We start from the raw sequence: 25,168 nt of genomic DNA, 5'->3' as shown, positions 1-25,168 counted from the left end.
GCGTTAGCCTATATAAACGAACCACCAATTTTTTATTGCCGAGGAAATAATTGGCGTGTGTTCGAACATTGCTTTTGCCAGCAATGAATGACCTAATGAATTTTGAATGACTTCAACAGGAAGCATCGCAAGTAATGATAATACGAAAAAGATGATAACGTAGAATTCAATAAAGCCCAGTCCTGCGCCAATCAGACGTGCGCCGAAACCAAGAATTGGAATATGCTTGATAAAGTCCAGCATGGAACCAACTAAATGCAAAATCAGCTTCATTCCGACAAAAATCAAAATAAATGCAATCAATCGGTAAAACGTCATATCCATATCCAAGTTTTCAAACGACCAGCTCAGTGTATCTGCTGCAGTCGCCCCTGGATAAGGTATCCATAATATTAATTTTTCTGCAAATGGCTTGTAGAATTTATACGCCACGATTACCGATACAATCAACCCTAACATATGGATGAGCTGTACGATGAATCCGCGTCTAAAGCCTGCAATCAAGCCGCCTACAAGCAGTAAAATAATGAGTAAATCTATCATATTTCGCCCCTCAACCCTTCATTTTTTTCACTTCATCTTCTAATTCTTTTACTCTTTCTTGTAGTTTTAGAAATTCATGCACATTATTTACCGCCGTCAGGACAGCAATTCTTTTACTGTCGAGATGTCGATTATGCTTACTGATTTCGCGCATTTTTTCATCAACGAGCGAGGCTACATAACGCACATGTGAAGATGGTTCCGTACCAACAACCGTATATGTTTGTCCGTAGATTTCAACTGTCACTCTTGCTTTTTTATTGTCCGCCATTTTTATGCCCTCCCTCTAAAAACCCTCTCATAATCATACCATGAAAATCAATTACTTGTGAATCAATTATGCCTCAAACTGACACTAGGTTAGAATTTTAGACATTATCTTTCATTTGAAACTCTAGTTTCAGGTATACTGAGGAATAGATCATTTCAAGGAGTGGGTAAATAAATGAGTAATCAGGTCATTGTCCTGTCTGAAAAAGAAATGCCGGAAGTTGTTCGCTTCTATGAAACAAATAAAGTCACCCGTAATGCACCAGGTGTCATCTTCGCAGCCAAGATTGCTGACACCTCCATTACCGCTTACCGGTCAGGTAAAGTGTTGTTTCAAGGAGCAGGCGCAGACAGAGAGGCTGCACGCTGGGGGACTATAGGTACAGTAACGAAAGTGACGCCGTCTGGAGCCAAAGGAGATACATTACCAGCAAACTTCGCATCGTTATCCGTTCTTGGCTCGGATGAGACAGGTACTGGCGATTTCTTCGGCCCCATTACTGTAGCCGCCTGTTATGTTAGTAGTGACCAGATTGAGTTGGTAAAAGAACTGGGAGTAAAAGATTCCAAACAACTTACAGATGCGTATATGCAACAAATCGCAGAGGATTTGAAACAAGTTGTAACCTACTCCGTCCTGACGCTTGATAACGTCAAATACAATGAAATTCAAAGCGCAGGATGGTCGCAAGGGAAGATCAAGGCTATTCTTCATAACCAAGCACTTCAGGAAGTACTGGATCAGATGCGTCCTGTTCTACCGGAACATATACTCATTGACCAGTTTGCGGAACGACGTGTCTACTTTAATTATCTAAAGGATGAATCTAGTATCATTCGAGACAAAGTACTTTTTTCGACAAAAGCTGAAAACCTTCACGTATCGGTAGCTACTGCTTCTATATTGGCACGGGTTGCATTCCTTGAAGCAATGGATCAATTAAGCAGTAAAGCGGGTGTAACATTGCCTAAAGGTGCGGGCCCCAAAGTTGACCAAGTAGCTTGTCAGCTCATCCGTAAAAAGGGAGAGCCATTTCTACACACCATTACGAAAGTACATTTTGCCAATACACAAAAGGCATTGAAACTCGCTTATAAAAAATAATGTGACTGCAGTAAAATAAAGCAGGCTACCCATCAGAAAACTGATAGGTAGCCTGCTTATTTATTATGATCGGAGTTGTGCGTTCGCTTGTACAGTTAACGCATCCAATACTTTACTATGTGCCTTGACGACGTCGTCATCCGTCAACGTACGCTCAGGATCGAAGTACGTCAGAGAGAACGCAACGGATTTTGTTCCTTCTTCTACGTTCTTTCCTTCGTATAAATCAAACAACTGAACTTTCTTCAGTAATTTACCGCCTGCTTGCTGGATAATCTTCTCCAAGTTCGCAGCAGATGTGTCTCGATCCACAACTAAGGCAATATCACGAGAGATGGAAGGATAGCGTGGAACGGCTTCATACAACAGCTCTTCTGTTGCAGTTTGCATAATAGACTGCAAATTCATTTCCATGACATACGTCTCCTGTAAGTCACGTTGATGTTGAACAGTCGGGTGCACTTGACCGATGATCCCCACTGACTGATCATCCAACCATACTGTCGCTGTTCGACCTGGGTGCATTTGATCCACTGTCGCTTTTGTGAATTGTAGTCTTTCAAGCAAACCTAATTGCTCAAACAACCCTTCTACAATTCCCTTCATGACGAAGAAGTCGACTTTTTTCGTTTCACCTTGCCACGCATGATGAACCCATTTGCCAGTCAACACGGCTGCAACATGTTCTACTTCTTTCGGCAAACCATCTTCTTCGATACCAAGGAAAACAGATCCTGTTTCGTAAAGTGCAATCGATTCATTTCGTCGAGCCACATTGTACGTTGTTGCATCAAGAAGGTGCGGAATTATGCTTTGACGAAGAACACTGCGCTCTTCACTCATCGGCATTAGCAATTTCGTTACCGGAGCTGTCTCCAGTGCGAAAGCTTGCGCGTCTTTCGGTGAAGCCAATGAATACGTCAGAGCCTGTGATAGTCCTGCCGCTTCAAGATATCTGCGGACAATGCGACGCTTCGCCTGATAAGGAGTCAAACCGCCTGGTGTACTTTCTACGACTGGCAATGTTTTTGGGATTTCATCATAACCATATAGACGCGCGATTTCTTCAATCATGTCTTCTTTGATTTTCAAATCTTGACGACGTGTCGGGATATCCATCACGAGTTGTCCATTGATTAATTCCGTCGGGATCTGCAAACGGTCCATAATCGTTTTCATTTCATCCATAGCAATTTTCATACCTAGACGATTATTTACATAGTCCGGTGAAAGAATGATTTTCTCAGGTGTTTTGTCGAGTTCGTCGAACGTAACGGACCCTTCAAGAACTTCTCCACCAGCAAGTTCAGCCATCAATTGAGCCGCTCTTTCTGCTGCTTCTGCTACACGATTCGGATCGACACCTTTTTCAAAACGTGTGCTCGCATCACTGCGTAGGCCTACTTCTTTAGAAGTTTGACGAACAGAACCTGGCGCGAAATAAGCTGACTCAATAACAACTGTTGTAGTACCTTCATACACTTCTGAATTAGCGCCGCCCATTACACCCGCAAGTGCAACCGGCTCTTTGCCATTCGTTATGACTAGTTGATGATCATGTAAAGTCCGTTCTACTTGATCAAGCGTCACCATCTTTTCACCTTCACGGGCATGACGCACGACGATCTCTTTCGTTTCGAGACGATCATAGTCAAATGCGTGAAGGGGCTGACCATACTCCATCAATACGTAGTTCGTAATATCAACTACGTTATTATGCGGTCGGATACCAGCAGACATTAACGTGTTTTGCAACCATTGAGGTGATTCGGCAACTTTGACATTCTTCACTACTTTTGCCACGTACATGGGATTGTCTTCTGCTGCTTCTACGGAAAGTTTCAAAACGTCTTGCGCTTTTTCTGCAGATGCTGAATAAGAAATTTCCGGCAACTTAATATCTTTCGATAAAATCGCCCCTACTTCATACGCAACACCGAGCATACTCAATGCATCAGAACGGTTTGGTGTTAAATCAAATTCCAAAATACGATCGTACAAACCGAGATGCGTCAATGCGCTATCACCAGCACGTACATCATTCGGTAACACATAAATTCCTTCAGCATACGCTTTTGGAACCAACTTTCCTTCTATACCGAGTTCTTGTAGTGAACAGATCATGCCGTTAGACTCTTCACCACGAAGTTTCGCTTTCTTGATCTTCATTCCACCAGGCAACACTGCTCCTGGACGTGCGACAATAACATTTTGCCCCTCTGCGATATTTGGTGCTCCACAAATAATTTGTGAAATCTCTCCACCTACATCGACTTGACAAATATGTAATTTATCCGCTTCAGGATGTTTTACACAGCTATTTACGTGTCCAATGACGATATGATCCATACCGAATGAACGATCAATAATGCCGTCTACTTCTATTCCGGCACGAGTAATTTTTTCTGCCAGTTCTTCTATGGAAAGTTCATTCCAATCTACGTAATTACTTAACCAATTTGTTGATACTAACATCAATATTCCTCCTTATGCCTCTGACCGGTGGAATTGTGAAATAAACCGAATGTCATTTGTATAGAAATGACGAATATCTTCCACTCCGTATTTTAACATCGCAATTCTTTCCGGCCCCATGCCGAATGCAAATCCTGTGACTTCTTCCGGGTTGTAGCCAGCCATTTCCAAAACGTTAGGATGGACCATACCCGCTCCTAAAATTTCGATCCAGCCTGTTTTCTTACACACGTTACAGCCTGTTCCGCCACATTTGAAACAAGAAATATCCATTTCAACTGAAGGCTCCGTGAATGGGAAGAAACTTGGACGCAAACGAATTTCACGCTCAGCGCCGAATAATTTCTTCGCAAGGAGATCAAGTGTACCTTTCAAGTCGCTCATGCGAATATTTTCGCCCACAACAAGCCCTTCGATTTGTGTAAATTGATGAGAGTGCGTCGCATCATCCGAGTCTCGACGGTATACTTTACCCGGACAAATGATTTTGATTGCAGCTCCATCTTTCGCTTCCATCGTACGAGCTTGGACAGGAGATGTATGTGTGCGCAATAAAATGTCTTCTGTAATATAAAATGAATCTTGCATATCTCGAGCTGGGTGACCTTTTGGCAAGTTCAACGCTTCGAAGTTGTAATAATCTTTTTCTACTTCGGGTCCTTCTGCGATTTCATAGCCCATACTAATGAAAAAGTCTTCAATTTCCTCTACTACTCGCGTTAAAGGATGATGATTACCTAATTCTACTGGACGGCCTGGTAATGTAACATCAATCGATTCATTTTCCAATTGTTCCTGGATTGCTTGCTGTTCGAGGATTTCTTTACGTTCCTCAAGGATTGCCGTTACACTTTCACGGATTTCATTGACGAGCGCCCCCATCTTCGGACGTTCTTCAGCCGGCAGTTTACCCATCCCTTTTAGTAGGTCGGTAATCGGACCTTTTTTCCCGAGATACGCTACGCGCACATCATTCAATTCTTTGACAGTATGGGATTCTTTGATTTTCAGCATTACCTGTTCTTTCAGTTCATGTAACTGTTCTTTCATGTGTACTTGCTCCTCTCTCTATTTGGCGGTTACGTAGCTAAACTTTCCGGAAAACAAAAAAACTCGCCCCTATAAAAGGGACGAGGTCGATTTCGCGGTACCACCCTGATTAGTTTGCATCGAAAAACGACGATGCAAAATCACTTAAATTGGAATAACGGTCCTATGCCGGCACGCCTTTACATGTCTGGTCCAAGCGTGCAGCTCGCGGGGTGAACTTCAATGGAGCATCGTTTTTCACACTTTCAGTCAAGGTGTGAAATCCCTGAGAACGCATCTCACCATTTACTTTTCCCGGTCATTGCTGTTTTCTTTCATTCGCCTTCTAGTATACCGTAAATCGATTACGCCTTCAATAGAGATGTCAGTGCTGTCGAAGTGTGTACAGCAAAATACCTGTCGCAACTGCCACATTCAGTGATTCAGCCTGACCGTATAACGGAATTTTCACTACATGATCAGCTTGGGATAGTAATTCACTATCAACACCACTTCCTTCATTCCCTACAAGCAGTGCAAATGAAGTTTGTGCCTCTAATTCGTTAAGTGAAACGGCTTGCTGTAAACCTGTGCCGATAACCGGGACTTGATTGGCTTTCAAACGATCTATCCACACTGTCAACTCTTCACGTACAACAGGAATATGGAAATGAGAACCTTGCGCAGAGCGAACCGTTTTTGGATTAAATGGATCCGCACATCCTTTACCTAAAATTACCGCATCTAAACCTGCTGCGTCTGCAGTACGGATCATCGTACCGATATTCCCCGGATCCTGTACAGCGTCAATTAGCAACACTCGCTTCCACTGATGTTGATCTGTTTCTTCGTACTGAGGCTGTCTACAATAAGCGAAAACACCTTGTGTCTGCTCTGTTTCAGAAATTTCTTTTGCAACTGCAGTTGTCAGTTCAATAATCGGTGCCGTCCAATGTGTCGGAATTTCAATATCTTCGCGTACAAGTAATTGAATAACTAAATCCGGCTGTTTAATAGCTTCTTCGACAAGATGGAAACCTTCCACGAGAAACTCTTTCGTCTGATCTCGTTCCTTTCGAGTCGTAACTAATTTCTTCCAATGTTTCACTAATGAGTTCTGAGTTGATTCAATTCGTTTATTCAAGAGGCTGAACATCCTTTTTTTCTTTTTAGTGTATCAAACCAGCGTATATTTAGCGACTTTTGTGGAAAAGATGAGAATAAAGGAGGCTGAAGAACATGAATTTCCAAATACGCGATGCCATCTCAGCAAACATGACAAACAATAGCTCCACTGACGTACGAGGTGTGATCGACGATGCCATTCAACGAGGCGAAGAACATCTATTACCAGGATTAGGTGTGTTTTTCGAGCAACTATGGAAACGCGCAGACGAAACAGAAAAAGCAGAAATCACCAACGAACTATCCGAAGCATTCGCACAAGCACAATAAAGATAAACCAAACAAAAGCCCTTCACTTCTCTAATTTAGTGAAGGGCTTTTGATTTTTGTTTTTGTTTTTGTTTTTGTTTTTGTTTTTGTTTTATCTAATTATAATCACACATAAAGAAAACTAAACTAGTTGATCGTAAGTGTAAGGCGGCGACTCCCGGAGGATCAGCGTGTGCCTTGAGACCCCGCAGGAACGCTAGTGACGAGGAGGCTCAAGCCACGCCCTCGGGAAAGCGTCCGCCTGAAACGTCGATCAACGGCGCCTTTCCCTATCCAGTCTCACTAATCTTTACTTACTCCTTCGTATAATGCTCCTTCAACTGATCCCGTAAAGCCGCTTTCAAAAACTTCCCAACAGACGTCTTTGGAATCTCCTTGACAAACAAAATCTCATCCGGAATCCACCAACTCGCAAACTGCACCTTTAGCGAATCTTTCAACTCCTGTACCTTCGCGTCATCCTCTGCCACATTCTCATTCAACACGACACAAGCCAACGGGCGCTCCATCCACTTTTCATGCGGAACTGCGATCACCGCTGCCTCATACACATCATCATGTGACATCAACGCGTTCTCCAAGTCAACAGAAGAAATCCATTCGCCACCGCTCTTGATTAAATCCTTCGTGCGATCCGTCAACTTCAGATAGCCGTCCTCTGTCATCACTGCAATATCACCTGTATACAGCCAACCATCTTTAAAGGCTTCTTCCGTTCGCTCATCTTTGTAATATTCACTAGCAATCCACGGGCCTCTGACAGTCAACTCACCCATCGTTTCACCGTCCCACGGTACCTCTCCGTTTTCATTGACTACACGGATATCGAGTCCCGGCATAACCAACCCTTGCAACGCACGCATATCGATTCTCTCATCTGTCGTCAAATTATCCATGGAAGATGTTAGCACTGATAAACTGACAAGCGGCGAAGTTTCCGTCATGCCGTAGCCGACAATGAATGGAACTTTGTACTTCTCTTCAAACGTTCGAATTAAGCCTTTTGGCGAAGCAGAGCCGCCACAAACAATACCACGCAGTGAAGAGATATCTCGTGGATTCTGCTCCAATTCTTTCAGTACAGCGAGCCAAATCGTCGGAACGCCTGCAGTAATTGTTACTTTTTCACTTTCAATTAAATCGAGTAGAACGGCTGGATTAAACCCTGGACCGGGCAAGACTTGTGTCGTGCCATAGAAAACGCCAGCGAAAGGAATTCCCCATGCATTAACATGAAACATCGGTACAACAGACATGGCAATATCCCGTTCACACACACCCATTGCATCCGATAATCCAAGTGCGTAACTTTGCAGAACCAATCCTCTATGCGTATATATAACGCCTTTCGGTAATCCTGTAGTAGCTGATGTGTAGCACAGACCCGCTGGAGTATTTTCATCCAAGTCTTGTGGATAATCGTACTCATCTGACGCATTTTCTAAAAGCGCTTCATAGGAATGTACATTTTCTAATGTAGTCTCAGGTATATCTTTACTGTCGCCCATGATCACAAAATGTTTTACCGTCTTTAGCATCGGTGCCATTTTTTCAAGATGAGGGAAAAACTCTGCATCCACGAGCAAAATTTCATCTTCTGCGTGATTGATAATATACATAATATGTTCAGGCGATAAGCGAATGTTGATCATGTGAAGGATTGCACCCGTACAAGGCACCGCGAAATAAGCTTCTAAATGCCGGTGATGGTTCCATGCAAATGTGCCAACTTTCGTACCATGCTCCATGCCTAGCTGCGTCAGTGCATTTGATAGTTTCCGCGTTCTCTTTGCCCATTCACGATACGTAAAACGCTGTATGCGCTGTTCTCCTGTTCGTGAAATGACCATCTTATTCGGAAAAAACCGTTCTGCCCGTGTGATAAATGTAGATAGAATTAGTGGTGTTTGCATCATATCCATCCGCTCCTCTTTCGTTAGAAGTGAAATTATCAATCCGTCGTGCACGTTTCAAAGCATGTACTATTCATTTCAATGAAATCAATGCGCAGATGGAATGATTCTCAGGATGTACTCTATGCGCAAACAAATTACTCTATGAATACTTACTAACGTTACTTTCTGAATATAGTATATACGTTGTCTAACTATTCTGTCTACATAAATCGGTAGTATATCGCTTATCCCACTTTTTGACGCGTCCAAAAGAATGCATCTACTCCGAGAACGGTTAGCGTGCCAAATACAATCGACCAGATAGCTAGACTTAGCAACAACCAGATGGCGGTCTGTGATTTAGATGAGCCTAGGGCAAGTGCTAGGAACGCAGCCAGATGGGAGCCAATCAAAACAGGCCCAAGCAAAGCTAGACCTGGAACGCCATAGCGTGTCCAAATTTTCTCCGCACGAGCTGTACGCTTTGAAGGTGTTTTCACGTCGGTTTTCTTCTTACTTTCCCACCATTTTTTTAATTTCTGAAAAACTAAAATTTCCAGTACTATTGTTAAAGCGTTTCCTGCAAAACCAACCACGACAGCAGTTGCTAGGGACATACCACGCAGAATCCCTAAAGGAACCGCCACTAGAACTTCAAATCCCGGTGCTGCACCGGCAAGAAATACAAGCAAATATGTAATCAACTATTTTCCTCCCCTATTTCGATTCCATTCAGTATATCAAACGAAAGATAGCAGAACATAAAAAAACTGCTTTCCAAATAAACGGAAAGCAGTTGATCGATTTATTATAGTAACGATGCAAGAATTGCTTTTTGTGCGTGCAGACGATTTCCGGCTTGCTGGAATACATACGAGTTATTACCATCGATCACAGAAGTCGATACTTCTTCTTCACGGTGTGCTGGAAGACAATGCAAGAACACATAATCTTTCTTTGCATGACCGACTAATTGGTCATTAATTTGGAAATCTTTAAAATCGACTAAACGCTTCGCTGCTTCTTCCTCTTGCCCCATACTTGTCCAAACATCCGTATAAATTGCATCTGCATCTGTGGCAGACTCAACTGGATCATACGTTGACGTCACGCTTCCACCATTTGACTCGGCAATTTTCTTCGCCTTTTCAAACAAGCCTGAGTGGTATTCATAGCCTTTAGGTGTCGCCACAGAAACGTGCATGCCCATATGCGCACCAGCAATGACTAATGAATGTGCTACGTTGTTCCCGTCTCCAATATAAGAGAGTTTTAAGCCTTTCAAATCGCCTTTCACTTCTTTGATTGTAAGTAAATCTGCCATCGCTTGGCACGGGTGAAATAGATCAGTCAATCCGTTTATAATTGGAACTGAAGTATGTTCTGCCAACTCTTCCACCATTTTATGAGACTTCGCACGAATCATCACGCCGTCTAAAAACTCGGATAATACTTTCCCAGTATCTGAAACAGATTCCCCGCGTCCAATCTGCAAATCTCGAGCATTCATGAACAGACCATGTCCGCCTAATTGAATCATGCCCACTTCGAATGAAATACGGGTACGAGTGGAATTCTTCTCAAATATCATGCCGAGTGTTTTACCCGCTAAGATGTCCGGCGTCTTACCAGCCAATGTATCTTGCTTCATGTCATATGCCAGTTGTGTGAGATACGCGATTTCTTCGCTAGAATAATCGAGTAGTGTTAGAAAGTCGCGTCCTTTTAAGCTATCTTTGTCTATACTTGTCGTTGTTTGATTTGTCTTTACCATTTATTGATCCCCTACCATCCATTTGAAGTGTGTATAAACTAGTATACAATTGTATATTTATGAAGTCAAATGAATTTTTATAACTTATTATATTATTTCATTAAAAAACAGCGATGCTTTTTCGGCACCGCTGAGTGATCATATAATTTATTCAAATGTGATGTTTTTCACTGCTTCTGCGTCCAAACGCTTAACAATTTCAACTAACAGTTTCACTGTATTCTCAAAGTCTTGACGGTGAAGCATTGCCGCATGACTGTGGATGTAACGAGTTGGGATACAGATAGCCAATGTAGGGATCCCTGTTCCGCTCACGTGGATTGACCCACCATCCGTTCCGCCACCGGACATCGTTGCGAATTGATACGGAATATTAAGCTCTTCTGCTGTATCGACTACGAAATTGCGTAATCCTCTATGAGATACCATTGAAGCGTCATACAACAAGATCTGTGGACCGTCACCCATTGTACCAACAGATTCTTTTGCTGTAATACCCGGTGTATCCCCTGCAATACCTACGTCAACCGCGAAACCGATATCCGGCTGAATTTTATTCGTTGCGGTTTTCGCTCCACGCAAACCAACCTCTTCTTGAATCGCACCAACACTATACAAACGGTTCGGATGCTTTTCATCTTTCAACCGCTTCATCACTTCAATGGCGATGGCACAGCCGATCCGATTATCCCATGCTTTTGCCAGTAAGTAATTCTCATTTTTCATAACAGTGAATTCGAAGTAAGGCACGATCATATCTCCTGGGAGAATGCCCCATGACAGAACTTCTTCTTTTGACTCTGCGCCTACGTCAATGAACATGTCTTTAATATCGACAGGTTTCTTGCGAGCTTCAGGTGGCAGAATATGTGGCGGCTTTGAACCAATTACGCCTGTAATCGTCTCACCTGAACGTGTCACGATGGAAACGCGTTGTGCCAGCATAACTTGTGACCACCAGCCACCTACTGTCTGAAAGTATACGAAGCCTTTATCATCGATTCGTGTCAACATGAAGCCTACTTCATCCAAGTGCCCTGCGATCATGATCTTCGGCCCGTTTGCATCGCCTTCTTTGCTAGCGATCAGTGAACCTAGTCCGTCATGATCAATTTCATCTGCATAGGGTTTGATGTGCTTCGTCATGACATCCCGTGCTTCGCGCTCATTGCCCGGAATTCCTCGTGCATCTGTTAAATCTTTTAGCATCTCTAATGTCTCATCCAGTTTCATAAAAGATTCTGCCTCCTCATTCTACATTCTAAAATAATTTACCAGGTATTACAGTAATTCTTTACGAATAGCTGCAGGTGATTTAGGTGATAACAAGCCGGGTGCGATGTCATAAACTGTTTTCGCTCCAGTATCGCCTTTTTGCTGCAATTTATAAGCCGCTCTTGCATATGCGACAAGGACACTTGATGTAAATTCGGGATTGCTATCTAATTTAAGCGAGAATTCTATGACTTGATCTGTGTGCTTACCCGTGTTGCCACTGCGAATGACGAAACCGCCATGTGGCATCTTCGCATGGTCCAGACGAAGTTCTTCTTCCGTAATGAAATGAACGATCGTATCGTAATCTGCGAAGTAATCAGGCATCGTAACAATCGTTTCACGTACTAGATCTGCACTAGCTCCTTCTTCAAGAACGACATAACATTCACGTGTATGTTTATCTTTTGTCGAAAGCTCAGGGTGCTCACCGTTACGCACACGATTGATCGCATCTTCAGCTGGCAATGTGTACTGAACGCCTGCTTTTACGCCGTCAACACGACGCACTGCATCGGAGTGACCTTGACTTAATCCTTTACCCCAGAACGTATACGTTTCTCCTTCTGGCAAAATGGATTCACCCATTAAACGGTTGATCGAAAATAAACCCGGATCCCATCCAACAGAAATGATAGCTGTTGTTCCTGCCTCTTTAGCTACTTCATCAACTGCCGCGAAGTACTTTGGAATCTTGGCATGCGTGTCAAAGCTATCTACCGTTGTAAAGTGTTTCGCAAGGGCTGGCCCTTGTTCTGGCAAATCATTTTTAGAACCACCGCATAAAATCAAGACATCAATATCCTCTTTAAATGATTCTATTTCATCCAGCTTATGAACAGGTACTTGTTCTGAAAGTAATTGTACGTCTTTCGGCTCTCTGCGCGTGAATACGCCAACTAATGTCATATCTTTATTTTGACTGATTGCTGACTCTACTCCACGCCCTAAATTACCGTAACCAGCGATTCCTACTCGAATTTCTTTCGTCAAGATCACTCATCCCCTTATGCTTTGTTGTTTACGTTTTTCATTTTACCGTGAAGGATGATAGATTGCGAATATTTATCTTTGAGCAGTTCGGTTCTATTCGAAAAGTTTCATGTTAAAATAGATAGTAGTTGAATTTTTTGTAAAGTGAGGATCTTTTATGCGCTTTTTTGTCTATCTAATTGTTTTCTTCTCGTTCTTTGATTTATTTTCACAGTTGCCGATCATGAGTCCGTTCGCTACAGGTCTCGGTGCTTCTGCTTTTATCGTCGGATTGTCGGTCGGTATTTACTCGTTTGCGAATATTTTCGGTAATATCATTTCAGGTATTTTGACAGATCGTAGAGGACCATTCTATATTTTATTATTTGGTTTGTTCACATCCGCTTTGTCGTTGTTCTCATATGGATTGATTTCTGGTTCAGGATCATTAATCGGCATTCGTTTTGTGCACGGCTTAACGGAAGGTTTAATCATTCCAGCTGCCTTCACGTTTCTAGCTAACGGTTCCGAACGTTCTAAGCGGGGTAGAAATGCTGCGATCTCTGGTGCGTTTGTCGGACTTGCTGCCATTTTCGGACCTGCCTATAGCGGGATCGTCTCCGTTAAGACAAGCGTTGTGACCATCATGGCCATCAATGGGGTCTTCATGATTTTGCTAACCATTGGCGCCGTTATTTTTTTACGTTCGTTTACATACGTAAGAAAAGTAAAAACAGCGAAACAAAAAGCAGTGAAGCCGTTAGCGTTTTTCCGCCACCCAGGTATCATCCGAGCTTTTCTTGGCGCATTCTTCCTGATGTTCTCACAAGGTGTGTTAGCCTTAGTACTCCCACTAAAAGTCGAGTACCTTCAGTTTGATGCAAAAACGACGGGTATGCTGCTAAGTGTTTTCGGTCTAGTCGCTGTGTTGATTTTCGTTTTGCCGATCAACCGTATTTTTGATATCGCCCGTCCAATGGTCACATTGGCAGTCGGCTTGATTTTGATGAGTGGCAGTATGTTGTTCTTATCACAAGTTGACGAACTATCTTTAATGATGCTGGCGATGGTCGTCTATGGAACTGGGTTCGCATTCCTGTTCCCTTCTATTAACTCATTGCTAATAGATTCCACGGAACCCGAAACAAGAGGGAAAGCGTACGGATTCTTCTATGCATTCTTCTCCTTTGGCGTAGTAGTAGGATCTAGCGCTATTGGTATATTGGACTTGGAATTCCATCATGCCTTCATGCTTGCAAGTGCGATTTTGTTAATCGCAGCCATTTTCACATTAATTGGTTTGCGAAAAGATACTCGTCCATTCGAGGGTCAACGCTCTGCACAGTAAATAGGTTAAAAAAGGTATGTCTGTTGAAGTCATTTGACTTTAATGGGCATACCTTTTTATATGGAGATTGTCGATTAATAAGTGATTTTTAAACTCGTTAAGTTCAAAAGCAAGCGCGGGGAAAAAGTGAGTTACTTAGTTAGTACGAAGGTATGGAAGCTCCAGTTGGGGGACGCTTTCCCATGGGCCCGCGGTGAGCCAACCAGTTCGCTTTGCTCTCTTTGGTTGTCTCACCTGATCGGGCTGATCCATCGGGAAGAGCCGTTACGAAGAACGGCTTTTGCGAGTAAAAGCGAAGCGTTAGGAGCACATCTTTGCACTTCGCCCCCAACTTCCGCTTCCATCCTACATTGATAGTGGAGATACTTGTATCACTCAATGAAGGTAGCGTGTGAATTATTATTTTATCTTAACTTATTTAAATTCAAATCTAGAAGTTCAAAATTCATTAAAACACTTATTTCAATATGCAATAAAAAGTATTATCTTCTTACACTGCAAGGGATTGGCGCTACGGAGTGGAGACTCCCGCGGGAATAGCATGAGCCTTGAGACCCCGCAGGAAAGCAGTCCTCCCTACCGCCAATCCCAAACCCAACACCACTCCCATTCTTTTTACTTCATTATCATAATCTTAAATTTTAAAAAACATCACAGGAAGTCGTAAAGCAACGACTTCTTGCGATGTTTCCTATTTACGCTTGCTGCGTTGAAAACGAATCGATAATCTCAAGGAACACTTCTCCGTAACGTTCAAGCTTTGTTTCGCCTACCCCTTGCACGGTTAATAACTCTTCATTAGTAGCAGGCATTTTCGCTACCATGTCGCGTAATGTCTTGTCCGAGAAAATAACGAATGGTGGGACACCAGCTTCTTGTGCTAGTTTCAAGCGCATCGCTCGAAGTTCGTTGAATAACGGATCGTCTTTAGCGACGATAGTTGTCACCATCTCGCCTTTACGCCAGACTTTTACTTTTCCTAGTAAGACATCTTTCCCATCTTCACTGACGAAAATAGTTGGATACGGCCCACTTTCAACTTGTAGGTAATTCTTTGAAATCAAAAATTCGATGAAATCTGCCACGTCTTTGGCATTGCGTCCTTTCATCAATCCATATGTCGTTAGCTCATCAAAGTTTAATTCTTTGAGCTTCTTATTTCTCGATCCTGTCAGTACTTGCGCAACCATCGTCTTACCAAAGCGTTGCCCCATACGGATAACACAGGAAAGCACTTTTTGCGTATCCACTGTTACATCAAACTGTTCGCGCGTGTCGGTGCAGTTGCCGCAACGACCACAATCTTCCACATCATTTTCGCCAAAATACTTGATGATGTGTTTTTGCAGACAACCTTCCGTATGGCAGTAATCTACCATCACTTGCATCTTTTTGATTTCATTCGATACACGGGAAGGATCTGGAGACTGTTCGATGAGGAAGCGTTGTGTTAAGACGTCTTGCGAAGAGAATAACAAATAACAATCACTGTCGAGCCCATCACGTCCTGCCCTTCCAGCTTCCTGATAATAACTTTCCATATTCTTCGGCATTTGATAATGAATGACGTAGCGAATATTGGATTTATCGATTCCCATACCGAACGCGTTAGTTGCGACCATCACGCGTGCATCTTCCATGATGAATCGATCTTGCTGCTGTTGGCGTTCATCAATGGGTAATCCTGCATGATACTTTGCAGCTGGGATACCACTTTTTTCAAGTAATACATAAACTTGCTCCACTGCTTTTCTAGTCGCGGCATAAATAATGCCCGATTCATTTTTGTTTTTCTGAACATATTCTTTAACAAATTGGTCTCGATTTTGACCTTTGACTACAGAGAACACCAAATTGCTTCTTTCGAAACCAGTTACGACGCGACTTACAGGCGGGATATGCAATTGCTGGCATATATCATCCTGTACTTCGGGTGTAGCCGTTGCGGTTAGTGCAAGAACAATGGGCCGGTTGTTTAAATAATCAAAGATACGATGGATATTTCGGTAACTCGGCCGGAAATCATGTCCCCATTGTGAAATACAATGCGCTTCGTCGATCGCAATTAGCGGAATCGTCATCCGCTGTAATTGATTAAGAAAGGATTCGGAATCCAATCGCTCTGGAGCCACATATAACAGTTTATATTTTCCTTCAAGTGCGTTATCCATCGTGCCAAAATATTCTTCTGATGATAATGTACTGTTAATATACGCTGCTGGAATACCCAACTGATGCAATGCATCGACTTGGTCCTTCATCAAAGAAATCAGCGGCGAAATGACAAGAACAGTTCCTTCCATCGCTAGCGCAGGTACTTGATAACAGACCGACTTACCACCACCTGTTGGCATGACGCAAAGTGAGTCATCACCTTGTAGTACTTGATCAATAACTCGCTGCTGCCCTTCTCGAAATGCTGAATAACCAAAATACTTTTCCAATATATCTAACGGATTTTGAATGATCGCCACCACCTTCCCTTAGTTACTAGTTTTGTTATTGAAATAATAAACGTTCTTCTTCTCTGCTATGTAATTCATTCACCACGATCAAACCGTTGAATTTCTGCATAATTTCAGTTGTGACGGTTGGATCTTCCTCACGTAATGCCTCGATATCTGCAACGAGTATTCGCATCAAATCGTGGTCACGGGTAAGCTGGATAATGTCTCGCGCAAGCTCTGGCTTCTCTTCTAGAACTTGTTTATAAAAGCCTTCTTCTTCAGCATCCGCATGACTGATCACGCGTGTCTTCCAATAATCTAGTAAATGATCGCAAGCCTGCTGAACCATTTCCGTTTCACCTTGTTCTACATATTCTAGTAAATCATCTGTTTTCATTACGGCACCAGAAAGTCCACCTTCATGAATTGCTTTATGTGAATGAAGCTGTCTTAATGCGGGTCCTGACATACTGACCACTCCTTCTAGTTTTCCTTAAGCATAACAGAATTTCTGAGTCAGTGATAGCTTCCTACAATGAAAAGAGCCTTACAGAAAATTCTCTGCAAGACACTTTTCACACTTTCGCTATACGAATACGACTGACCATAAGCCATGCAAGTACACACATATAAATCACAATGTAAGGTGCAATTAAATACGGAACTACGAAGTAACTCAATGTAAGTAAAACACCGGCCGCTGTTATAGGCAGGCCATAATAGGAGCCATCGAACTCTTCGACGTTATAGCGGGCTAAACGGACTGCGCCTGCTAAAATATAAAAAATTACAGCGGACAAACCAATCCACATCGTATCAGTCAACGCGGTGTCATAGAGTAGAATAGCAGGTGCTACGCCGAATGAAACTAAATCGCTGAGCGAATCAAGTTCTTTACCAAATGCCGACTCTGCCTGATAATGCCTGGCTACCATTCCATCGAACCGATCAAATAATGCAGCGAAGAATATGAACATCAGACTCATATGTGCATGACCTTGAAGCACAAGTAATATCGCTATAATCCCTAAACTTAAATTAAAAAGTGTTATGATATTCGCCAATTGGGATTTTAGTTTAGTATAATTAAAATATCTAGATGAAAACAAGTTACGACCTCCTCGTACACTTCTTTAGTATATGCTTTAAATGAAAGGAAGAAAAGATGAAAACACGTATTTTTAAATCATTTGTTGAATTAACTGGATCACCGGTCAGTTCGGCTTTGCTTAAACAAGTCACTACCTCACGTATTAGTAAACCGTTAATAAAGCCTTTTGCGTCATTCTATCATATTCAAATAGACGAAGCGGAATACCCAATAGAACATTATAAAAGTCTCAATGACTTTTTCACCCGTTCATTACAGACTGGTAAGAGACCAATTGATAGCAATCAAAAGACGTTAATCTCTCCAGTTGACGGTGTTTTGAGCGACTCAGGCATTATTGATACACAACAACAATTTAGCGTGAAAGATAAAACATACAGTCTAGCTTCATTGCTTGGCGGCACAGAAAAAGCTGCTCGCTATACGAATGGCTATTATTATCTATTCTATCTTTCTCCTAGACATTATCATCATTTCCATTATCCTATTTCTGGAACGTTGATAAATCGCTATGCATTAGGTTCTACTTCATATCCAGTAAATGATTTAGGAATTCGTATGCGTAACGATGTGTTTTCTTCTAACCATAGGGTCATTTCGGAACTCTTGACTGATTTCGGACATGTAGCTGTCGTCAAAGTAGGCGCCTTAAATGTAAACAGTGTCCGCATTGCAAATTCTGAAACTACTTGTGAAAAAGGGCAAGATTTTGGTCATTTTGCATTTGGATCTACTGTTATTTTATTCATTGAACAAAATGACGTATTTAAGCCAGAAAAAATGTCGTTTACGGAAGTTCAAGTTGGTGATAGGATCGGAGAATGGCAATCTTAAGTAGATGAGGTTTTCTGATGGAACATCTTCAAGAATATATAGTGCAGTATGGCTATCTTTCTATATTTTTCTTTTTGGCTCTTGGTATTTTCGGGCTTCCTTTGCCGGATGAAGTGCTTGTAGCATTCGCCGGTTATTTAACTTCAGCAGGTACGTTCCAGTTTGTCTTCACAATCATTTTCACACTATCTGGAGTCATGGTCGGAACATTGTTCACCTATATGATTGGCAGAAAACTTGGTAAACCATTGATTCATCGTTTTGGAAATCACTTATTCCTCACGCCCCATCGTATGCACAAGGTCGAGCGATGGTTTATGACTTACGGCTCCTGGACGGTGACATTCGGTTACTTTGTTCCTGGTATGCGCCATTTCATTTGTTATGTTTCGGGAATGAGCGGTATGAGTGTTAAACGATATGTGTTGTTTGCTATACCGGGTGTCATTGTCTCAACTACGATTTGCTTGTTACTTGGCTATTTCATCCATCTACCTTTTTTCTAAGCGATAGAAAGATGTTAGTAGAGAGTGGAATGGGGGTACAGTGCCTCTTCTACACTGAATCTAAAGATTAAAACGACGATGTGCTTTCTGTTACAGAAAGGGCATCGTCGTTTTTTCACTGGTTCATGATAGTCACCGTAATTCAAGAAGTTTATATACCTTGATCTAATGCATATAGCTGCTGATATCTTTCGTTTGTAGCTAATAATTCTTTATGTGTTCCGTTCATAATGACTTCCCCGCCATCCATGAAAATAATACGATCCATTTTTTCCATGCCCATTAAGTGGTGTGTGATCCATACGACCGTTTTATCTTCTAAAGAGTGATGAAGTGTTTCTACAAGAGAGTGCTCTGTCACCGGATCTAAACCGACAGTCGGCTCATCTAAAATGACAACTGGCGTTTGTTTCAATAAAATTCGTGCCAAAGCAATCCGTTGACGCTCTCCACCTGAGAATCGTTGTCCTGTTTCTTCCATTTGAGTTTTCAAGCCTTCTGGAAGTGATTGCAAATACTCAAATAAACCAACTTGTTCAGCTACCCGCTGCACATCTTCGAAAGTAGCAGATGCGTCACCAAGTTTTATATTATTTTGAACTGTTGTTGCGAAAAGGTATGGCTTTTGATTCAAAACGCTCATAATTTCAAATATAGAATCTCCATAGAGTGAAGCGGCTTGTTCATTGACATGTACCTGTCCTTCTGTCGGTTGAACGGTGCCAAGTAATAACTGTATAAGAGTGGACTTTCCTGCACCACTCTTTCCTAGTACTGCCACTTTTTCTCCTGGTTGAATCGTCAGTGAAATATTTTGAACTGCATTTTCTTTCTGACCTTCATAACGATAACCAACATTGTCGAGAACGATAGAAACTTGATCTGCTCGACTAAGCTCCATTGCGATTGGCTCCTCTGCAGTGTTTTGCTGATGAATAGCGTCAATCCTCTGCAAAGAAGCTTCATAAGCAGGTAAACGTTCGATCGCGAATGACACTGGGATCAGGCCTTCTAAAATCGGCAACGTAACCAATGTAAATGCAGCGATATACGTAGGTGCCAACGAACCTGCTGCAGCTTGCTGTCCTGCCCAAACTCCGACGACTAAGACTAGTAATCCTGAGAAAACTTGCAATTGCATCGTCCGAGATTGTTGCCAATACGCCAGTTTTTTATCAATGGCGTGGCTTGCATGACTTTCTTCTTTAAATGACGCAAGGAATTGTTGTTTTCTGCCGCTGATGATCCAATCACGTAAACCAAAAATACCTTCTGTCATCGTATTATACAATTGACTGTGAAGTTTTTTCGATTGCAACTGGTTTTTCTTCATCATATAAAGTGAAAGCATAGGATACATAAACGTCACGATGGCTAGTAACACAGCCATAATAAGCGCAAATTTCCAGTCATAGACAGCCAGTACAATCACAGAGAAACTGAATAAGAATAATCCAATGACAGTCGGAAACAACGTACGGATATAGACATCCTGTAAATGTTCAATATCATCCGCTAGTGCACCAAGTAAATCGCCCGTCTGAAAACGTGAACGAATGAATAATGCTTGCGGCTCCAGTACGTGATATAGCTGTACCCGCATATCGGCAATAATTTTCAATACGGCATTATGGCCAAGCAAACGCTCTACATATCGTAAGGCTGCACGCGAAATACCGAATGTCCGAACTGCCACGATCGGAATATAAACAAGTAATATCGTTTCAGGCCTTTCGGATGTACGGGATATTAAATATCCTGATGTAAAGGTCAACATCGCAGCTGAAAGAATAGTCAGTGTTCCGAGAAGTATAGTAGATAGTATGGTTTTGTTATATTTACGGGCATAGGGAAGTATATGTTGTTGGTACAAGTTCATACAGCATGCCCCCTTCCACGCGCTTCAAGTAAACGACAATAGGCTCCGTCTTGTTGCAATAATTGTTCGTGAGAGCCCGTTTCTACCACTTTACCATTTTCCAGGACTACAATCGTATCCATTTCTTGCATCCAATGAATGCGATGCGTAGCAAACACAACGAGTTTATCTTCAAGAAGTGGTAAGATCATCTGCTTTAATTCATGCTCTGTTTCAATATCCAAATGTGCAGTCGGCTCATCGAATAATAATATTTGACGACGTTGCAGTAACGAACGAGCTAGCGCTATCCGTTGTTCTTCTCCACCGCTCAGAACTCTTCCACCCGCTCCGATCCGTTCTTCATAACCTGCTGGGAACGTTGCGATCAAAAGATCCAGACCTACCCGCTCCGCCGCATCTTGTACTTCCTGCAATGTAGCATCTGGTTCATAGAAGCGAATATTTCCGATAACAGTATCCGGAAAAATCGTAGGATGTTGTGGAATATAAGCGATTTGTTTTTGCCAATCAGCAATAGCTAAATGCGGTAATTCTTGTCCGTCCAGTACGCAACTTCCATCAGTCGGTAATGTGAAACCGGATAAGACATCAATAAGTGTCGATTTTCCCGCTCCTGAATGACCAATGACGCCAACTTTTGTGAATCCTTGTAACTCTAAATCCAACCCTTCAAAAATAGTTTGTTCATCGATTTTGACTTCGACATTTCGTAACTCGATCTTTGACTTGTCGTTCCAAGTAGCAATCGGCGAAACAATCACTGGCTGAACAACTGTTTCCTCTTCTAAAATACTGTGGATTTGTAAGCTTGCATCCTTGCCGTCAGCTGTAGCATGGAAGTCATTCCCTAACTCTCTAACAGGCGAGAAAAATTCTGGCGCCAAAATCAAAATAGCAAGTGACGGTTCAAGAAGAATCTGTCCATTAATCAAACGCAGACCCAGTTCAACCGCCACTACTGCTACGGAAAGACTAGCAAAGAAATCCAATGAAAACGAAGACAGAAACGCGTAGCGCAATGATCGATTCGTCGCGATACGATATTTATTACTGACTATAGCAATAGATTCCTCGTGTGCTCGGCTACGTCCTAAGTATTTCAGTGTCACAATTCCCCGTAATGAATCGACAAAGTGCCGTGAAAGTAAGCGGTACGTATCCATCTGCTCATCTATTTTCTTCTTCGAAACCAATCCGATCAAAATTAAGAAAATGATGAGAATCGGCAAAACTATAATGAGTGTCACAGCCGACATAATATCTAAAGTAAAGACATATCCGACAATGACAAACGGAACAATAGCCATCGCTAACGTCCGTGGTATGAGCAATTCTACATACTTTCTGAACTTCGGAACACCTTCTAAACCAAGTGTCACTAAATGTCCAGAACCATATTTCCCCACTACTTGAGGACCCAAATCAAAGATTTTTTTTAATAATTGTTGCTCATAATCCTTTGCTGTTAGATCGGCAAAGCGATACGAAATACGTTCCTTCGCCCATTGGATCACATGACGTACACTGTTTGCTACGACAAAAATCACAAATGATCGAAGTGCTTCACTCCAGTCTGCACCTTGGAACAATTGTGTAATCGCTTTTGCTAAATAGATCGCTTGAATAACAATGGCGATGGACTGAACTACAGTAAGTAGTCCAATCCATACCATCACTTGTTTACTTCCTTTGTATTGAAGCAAGTATTTATCCATTAGTATTCTAGATGCTCCTTATCACCTGTCAACCGTTTACGGAACACGTAATAACTCCAAATTGTATACGCCAAAACGATTGGCACCATAGTAAACGCTACGATTGTCATGATTTTCAATGAATAGTCTCCTGAAGCCGCATCGGCAATCGACATATTAAATGCAGGATCCATTGAGCTGATCATGACATTCGGGAATAGCGCGATGAAAAAATTAGCCATGATAATGATTAACACTAAACCAGTCATCGTAAAGCTCAGTCCTTCTCGTTTTGATTTTAAGAAGAAGAACAGTAAACCGTACAATATAACTGCCAGACCATACATTGGAATCAAAATAGCTCCATGATCTGTAAAGGCATCTGTATCCAAATACGTAAAGATGATAAACAATATGAGGAATACACCAGTCAATGCATACACTTTACGTGCAGTTGCATTCGCTCGCTCACGTAACTCCCCTACAGTTTTTAAGCCGATGAACAGCAAACCATGGAGATACGATAACAGAACAAACGTTACACCACCAATCACTGTGTAGACATTTACAAAATCGGTAAAGCTTGCATACATGTTCATATCTCCATCAATCGGTAATCCGCGAATTAAACTCGTGAAGAATACACCAAATAGGAATGGCGGTAAAATACTACCGATGAATACTGCCCAGTCCCACGTCTTGACCCAGGCTTTCGAATCAACCTTATTACGAAACTCGAATGCTACGCCCCGTATGATGAAGGCTAGTAATAAAATAACAAACGGTAAATAAAATCCACTAAATGCTGTTGCATACCAGTGTGGGAATGCAGCGAACATCGCACCACCCGCAGTAATTAGCCATACTTCATTCGCATCCCAAACAGGTCCAATCGTATTCATGACAACTCTTTTTTCCAAATCATTACGTGCCAAGAATTTCGTACTCATTCCGACACCGAAATCAAATCCTTCTAAGAAGATAAACCCTATGAATAGGACAGCAATCAATATAAACCAAATATCACTTAACGGCATGTCCCGCACCTCCTGTTTCAAACGGATCTGTTGCTGATACATCCTCTTCCGGTTGTTCTTCCGGACCACGCTGGATGAATTTCACGAACAATACGACCATGATGATTCCAAGGATCGTATATATAGTAGAGAAGGATATGAGTGAAAACAGAATCTGCCCTGCTGAAACGTTTGGTGAAATACCATCCGCCGTTTTCATCAAACCGTTGACTACCCATGGCTGTCGTCCCATTTCAGACATGATCCAACCAAATGAGTTCCCTATAAACGGTAGGAAGATCCCCACTACTAGAAGTCGTAAGAACCACACGGACTCCACAATTTTCTTTCGGAACATTAGGAACAAACCAAGTGCACCTAACCCAAGTAGTGTACCGCCTGTAACCACCATTATACGGAAACTCCAGAATGTCGTCTTAACAGGTGGAAGATACTCCCCTTCTCCGTGCCGTTCAATCATTTGTTGTTCCAACGCGTTCATACCTTGTACTTTCCCTTTAAACTCACTGTATGTTAAATAGCTCAACATATAAGGTATATCAATTCGTTTCGTTGTCTCTCGATTTTCCACATCAATCTTTGCAAACAATGTCCATGCAGCCGGATCTCCACTATCTTCCCATAGCGCTTCTGCCGCTGCCATCTTCATTGGTTGTGCATGCATCAAGTACTGAGCTTGTGCGTGACCCGTAAATGCAATTCCGAGACCTGACAACATACCGATGACTAATGAAATTGCCAGAGACTTTTTAAAGAAGTCTACATTACGTTTTTTAATCAAATACCATGCGCTAACACCGACTACGAAAAATGCACCGGTAGCAAAACTTCCGAAAATCGTATGCGGGAACGCAACCCATAACTTTTCATTTGTCAGCAAGGCGACCACATCATTCATTTCTGCACGGCCATTTTGTAATACATAGCCTGTTGGATTTTGCATGAATGAGTTAGCTGCCAAAATCCAGAATGCGGACATGACCGTTCCGATAGATACTAACCAAATACAAGCTAAGTGTAATTTCTTCGGTAGCTTGTTCCAACCGAAGATCCAAATTCCGATAAACGTAGATTCTAGGAAAAATGCTAGTAACGCTTCAACAGCTAGTGGTGCACCAAAGATGTCTCCAACAAATCTAGAGTAAGCCGACCAATTCATTCCAAATTGAAACTCTTGAATGATACCAGTCACTACGCCGATCGCGAAGTTGATCAGAAAGAAAACACTCCAGAACTTCGTCATTTTTAAGTAGATTTCATCTTTCTTCACTACATACATCGTCTGCATGATCGCGATAATCAGCGCCAAGCCGATGGACAAAGGGACGAAAATGAAATGAAACAATGTGGTAGATGCGAATTGAATTCTCGCTAATAAAACTTCTTCCATCATTTTTGTTGATCTCCTTTCGAACTGTCTTTCTACTACCTAGAATAACGTAGAACGAAAAATAGTTCGTGAACTATGTACGATATTCCTGTTACAAACCTGCAAACTTATGACGAAATCGTCTAG

At 42.1% G+C, this 25,168-nt stretch carries 22 protein-coding genes and 1 other annotated feature; of the genes, 5 read left to right on the top strand and 17 right to left on the bottom strand.

What is annotated here, in order from left to right; all coding sequences use genetic code 11:
• Positions 1-3: 3 nt before the first annotated feature.
• Complete coding sequence (locus CSV64_RS03820) at positions 4-543, bottom strand: CvpA family protein (RefSeq protein WP_099632871.1); 540 nt, start codon at positions 541-543, stop codon at positions 4-6.
• Positions 544-553: 10 nt separating this feature from the next.
• Entirely contained in the window at positions 554-814 is a 261-nt protein-coding gene (gene zapA / locus CSV64_RS03815; protein ID WP_099629713.1) for a cell division protein ZapA, read from the bottom strand.
• Between the two features lie 174 nt (positions 815-988).
• On the opposite strand from zapA, the gene rnhC reads away from it, so the two are divergent.
• The gene (rnhC, locus tag CSV64_RS03810; protein WP_099632870.1) at positions 989-1,918 is read left to right on the top strand and encodes a ribonuclease HIII; all 930 of its coding nucleotides are present in this window, start codon (positions 989-991) and stop codon (positions 1,916-1,918) included.
• Between the two features lie 63 nt (positions 1,919-1,981).
• Here rnhC and pheT read toward each other — a convergent pair whose 3' ends face one another.
• The 3 genes from pheT to CSV64_RS03795 form a co-directional block, all read right to left on the bottom strand.
• Entirely contained in the window at positions 1,982-4,393 is a 2,412-nt protein-coding gene (pheT, locus tag CSV64_RS03805; RefSeq protein WP_099632869.1) for a phenylalanine--tRNA ligase subunit beta, read from the bottom strand.
• A 12-nt stretch (positions 4,394-4,405) separates the two neighbouring features.
• Positions 4,406-5,443 carry a phenylalanine--tRNA ligase subunit alpha gene (gene pheS, locus CSV64_RS03800; protein ID WP_099632868.1) on the bottom strand — a complete coding sequence of 346 codons (1,038 nt, stop codon included), beginning with the start codon at positions 5,441-5,443 and terminating at the stop codon, positions 4,406-4,408.
• A 73-nt stretch (positions 5,444-5,516) separates the two neighbouring features.
• Positions 5,517-5,754: a binding site (T-box leader), on the bottom strand.
• Between the two features lie 53 nt (positions 5,755-5,807).
• Positions 5,808-6,578, bottom strand: a complete 771-nt coding sequence (locus tag CSV64_RS03795) for a TrmH family RNA methyltransferase (protein WP_099632867.1) — start codon at positions 6,576-6,578, stop codon at positions 5,808-5,810.
• 83 nt (positions 6,579-6,661) lie between these two features.
• Here CSV64_RS03795 and sspI point away from each other — a divergent pair, with 83 nt between their 5' ends.
• Positions 6,662-6,877 carry a small acid-soluble spore protein SspI gene (sspI, locus tag CSV64_RS03790; protein WP_099632866.1) on the top strand — a complete coding sequence of 72 codons (216 nt, stop codon included), beginning with the start codon at positions 6,662-6,664 and terminating at the stop codon, positions 6,875-6,877.
• 293 nt (positions 6,878-7,170) lie between these two features.
• On the opposite strand, the gene CSV64_RS03785 is transcribed toward sspI, so the two are convergent.
• The 5 genes from CSV64_RS03785 to CSV64_RS03765 all read right to left on the bottom strand — a co-directional run bounded on the left by CSV64_RS03785 (position 7,171) and on the right by CSV64_RS03765 (position 12,814).
• Complete coding sequence (locus CSV64_RS03785) at positions 7,171-8,793, bottom strand: long-chain fatty acid--CoA ligase (RefSeq protein ID WP_099633020.1); 1,623 nt, start codon at positions 8,791-8,793, stop codon at positions 7,171-7,173.
• A gap of 224 nt (positions 8,794-9,017) precedes the next feature.
• Positions 9,018-9,476: a small multi-drug export protein gene (locus tag CSV64_RS03780; protein ID WP_099632865.1), complete on the bottom strand. Its 459-nt coding sequence runs from the start codon at positions 9,474-9,476 to the stop codon at positions 9,018-9,020.
• Between the two features lie 104 nt (positions 9,477-9,580).
• Positions 9,581-10,546: an ornithine carbamoyltransferase gene (gene argF, locus CSV64_RS03775; RefSeq protein WP_099632864.1), complete on the bottom strand. Its 966-nt coding sequence runs from the start codon at positions 10,544-10,546 to the stop codon at positions 9,581-9,583.
• Between the two features lie 147 nt (positions 10,547-10,693).
• Positions 10,694-11,779 (bottom strand): M42 family metallopeptidase, encoded by a 1,086-nt coding sequence (locus CSV64_RS03770; RefSeq protein WP_099632863.1) that lies wholly within the window; start codon positions 11,777-11,779, stop codon positions 10,694-10,696.
• 48 nt (positions 11,780-11,827) lie between these two features.
• Positions 11,828-12,814: a diaminopimelate dehydrogenase gene (locus CSV64_RS03765; RefSeq protein ID WP_099632862.1), complete on the bottom strand. Its 987-nt coding sequence runs from the start codon at positions 12,812-12,814 to the stop codon at positions 11,828-11,830.
• A gap of 157 nt (positions 12,815-12,971) precedes the next feature.
• Between CSV64_RS03765 and CSV64_RS03760 the strand changes: the two genes are divergently transcribed.
• Positions 12,972-14,141: an MFS transporter gene (locus tag CSV64_RS03760; protein ID WP_099632861.1), complete on the top strand. Its 1,170-nt coding sequence runs from the start codon at positions 12,972-12,974 to the stop codon at positions 14,139-14,141.
• A 695-nt stretch (positions 14,142-14,836) separates the two neighbouring features.
• Here CSV64_RS03760 and recQ read toward each other — a convergent pair.
• From recQ to pssA, 3 genes are all read right to left on the bottom strand, one after another.
• The gene (gene recQ, locus CSV64_RS03755; protein ID WP_099633019.1) at positions 14,837-16,609 is read right to left on the bottom strand and encodes a DNA helicase RecQ; all 1,773 of its coding nucleotides are present in this window, start codon (positions 16,607-16,609) and stop codon (positions 14,837-14,839) included.
• 31 nt (positions 16,610-16,640) lie between these two features.
• Positions 16,641-17,057, bottom strand: a complete 417-nt coding sequence (locus tag CSV64_RS03750) for a hemerythrin domain-containing protein (protein WP_099632860.1) — start codon at positions 17,055-17,057, stop codon at positions 16,641-16,643.
• A 106-nt stretch (positions 17,058-17,163) separates the two neighbouring features.
• Positions 17,164-17,697, bottom strand: a complete 534-nt coding sequence (gene pssA / locus CSV64_RS03745; protein ID WP_099632859.1) for a CDP-diacylglycerol--serine O-phosphatidyltransferase — start codon at positions 17,695-17,697, stop codon at positions 17,164-17,166.
• A 56-nt stretch (positions 17,698-17,753) separates the two neighbouring features.
• On the opposite strand from pssA, the gene asd reads away from it, so the two are divergent.
• Positions 17,754-18,533 carry an archaetidylserine decarboxylase gene (asd, locus tag CSV64_RS03740; RefSeq protein WP_099632858.1) on the top strand — a complete coding sequence of 260 codons (780 nt, stop codon included), beginning with the start codon at positions 17,754-17,756 and terminating at the stop codon, positions 18,531-18,533.
• 17 nt (positions 18,534-18,550) lie between these two features.
• Entirely contained in the window at positions 18,551-19,039 is a 489-nt protein-coding gene (locus CSV64_RS03735; RefSeq protein ID WP_099632857.1) for a DedA family protein, read from the top strand.
• Between the two features lie 151 nt (positions 19,040-19,190).
• Here the strand turns inward: CSV64_RS03735 and cydC are convergent, their stop codons facing one another.
• Genes cydC through CSV64_RS03715 form a run of 4 tightly spaced genes read right to left on the bottom strand, consistent with a single transcriptional unit; the run spans position 19,191 to position 25,042 of the window.
• On the bottom strand, positions 19,191-20,918 hold the full coding sequence (cydC, locus tag CSV64_RS03730; RefSeq protein ID WP_099632856.1) for a thiol reductant ABC exporter subunit CydC: 1,728 nt from the start codon (positions 20,916-20,918) through the stop codon (positions 19,191-19,193).
• Complete coding sequence (gene cydD / locus CSV64_RS03725) at positions 20,915-22,636, bottom strand: thiol reductant ABC exporter subunit CydD (RefSeq protein ID WP_099632855.1); 1,722 nt, start codon at positions 22,634-22,636, stop codon at positions 20,915-20,917. Before cydD ends, cydC begins: the two co-directional genes overlap by 4 nt.
• A complete protein-coding gene (cydB, locus tag CSV64_RS03720; RefSeq protein WP_099632854.1) occupies positions 22,636-23,652 on the bottom strand; it encodes a cytochrome d ubiquinol oxidase subunit II in 1,017 nt (338 codons plus the stop codon). The genes cydD and cydB overlap by 1 nt, the downstream gene beginning before the upstream one ends.
• The gene (locus CSV64_RS03715) at positions 23,639-25,042 is read right to left on the bottom strand and encodes a cytochrome ubiquinol oxidase subunit I (protein WP_099633018.1); all 1,404 of its coding nucleotides are present in this window, start codon (positions 25,040-25,042) and stop codon (positions 23,639-23,641) included. The genes cydB and CSV64_RS03715 overlap by 14 nt, the downstream gene beginning before the upstream one ends.
• Between the last annotated feature and the right edge of the window lie 126 nt (positions 25,043-25,168).

It is taken from the genome of Sporosarcina sp. P32b, from assembly GCF_002743335.1.
Lineage (GTDB): Bacteria > Bacillota > Bacilli > Bacillales_A > Planococcaceae > Sporosarcina.
Note: the sequence above shows the minus strand (reverse complement) of the source record. Positions and strands in the feature narration are given on the sequence as shown.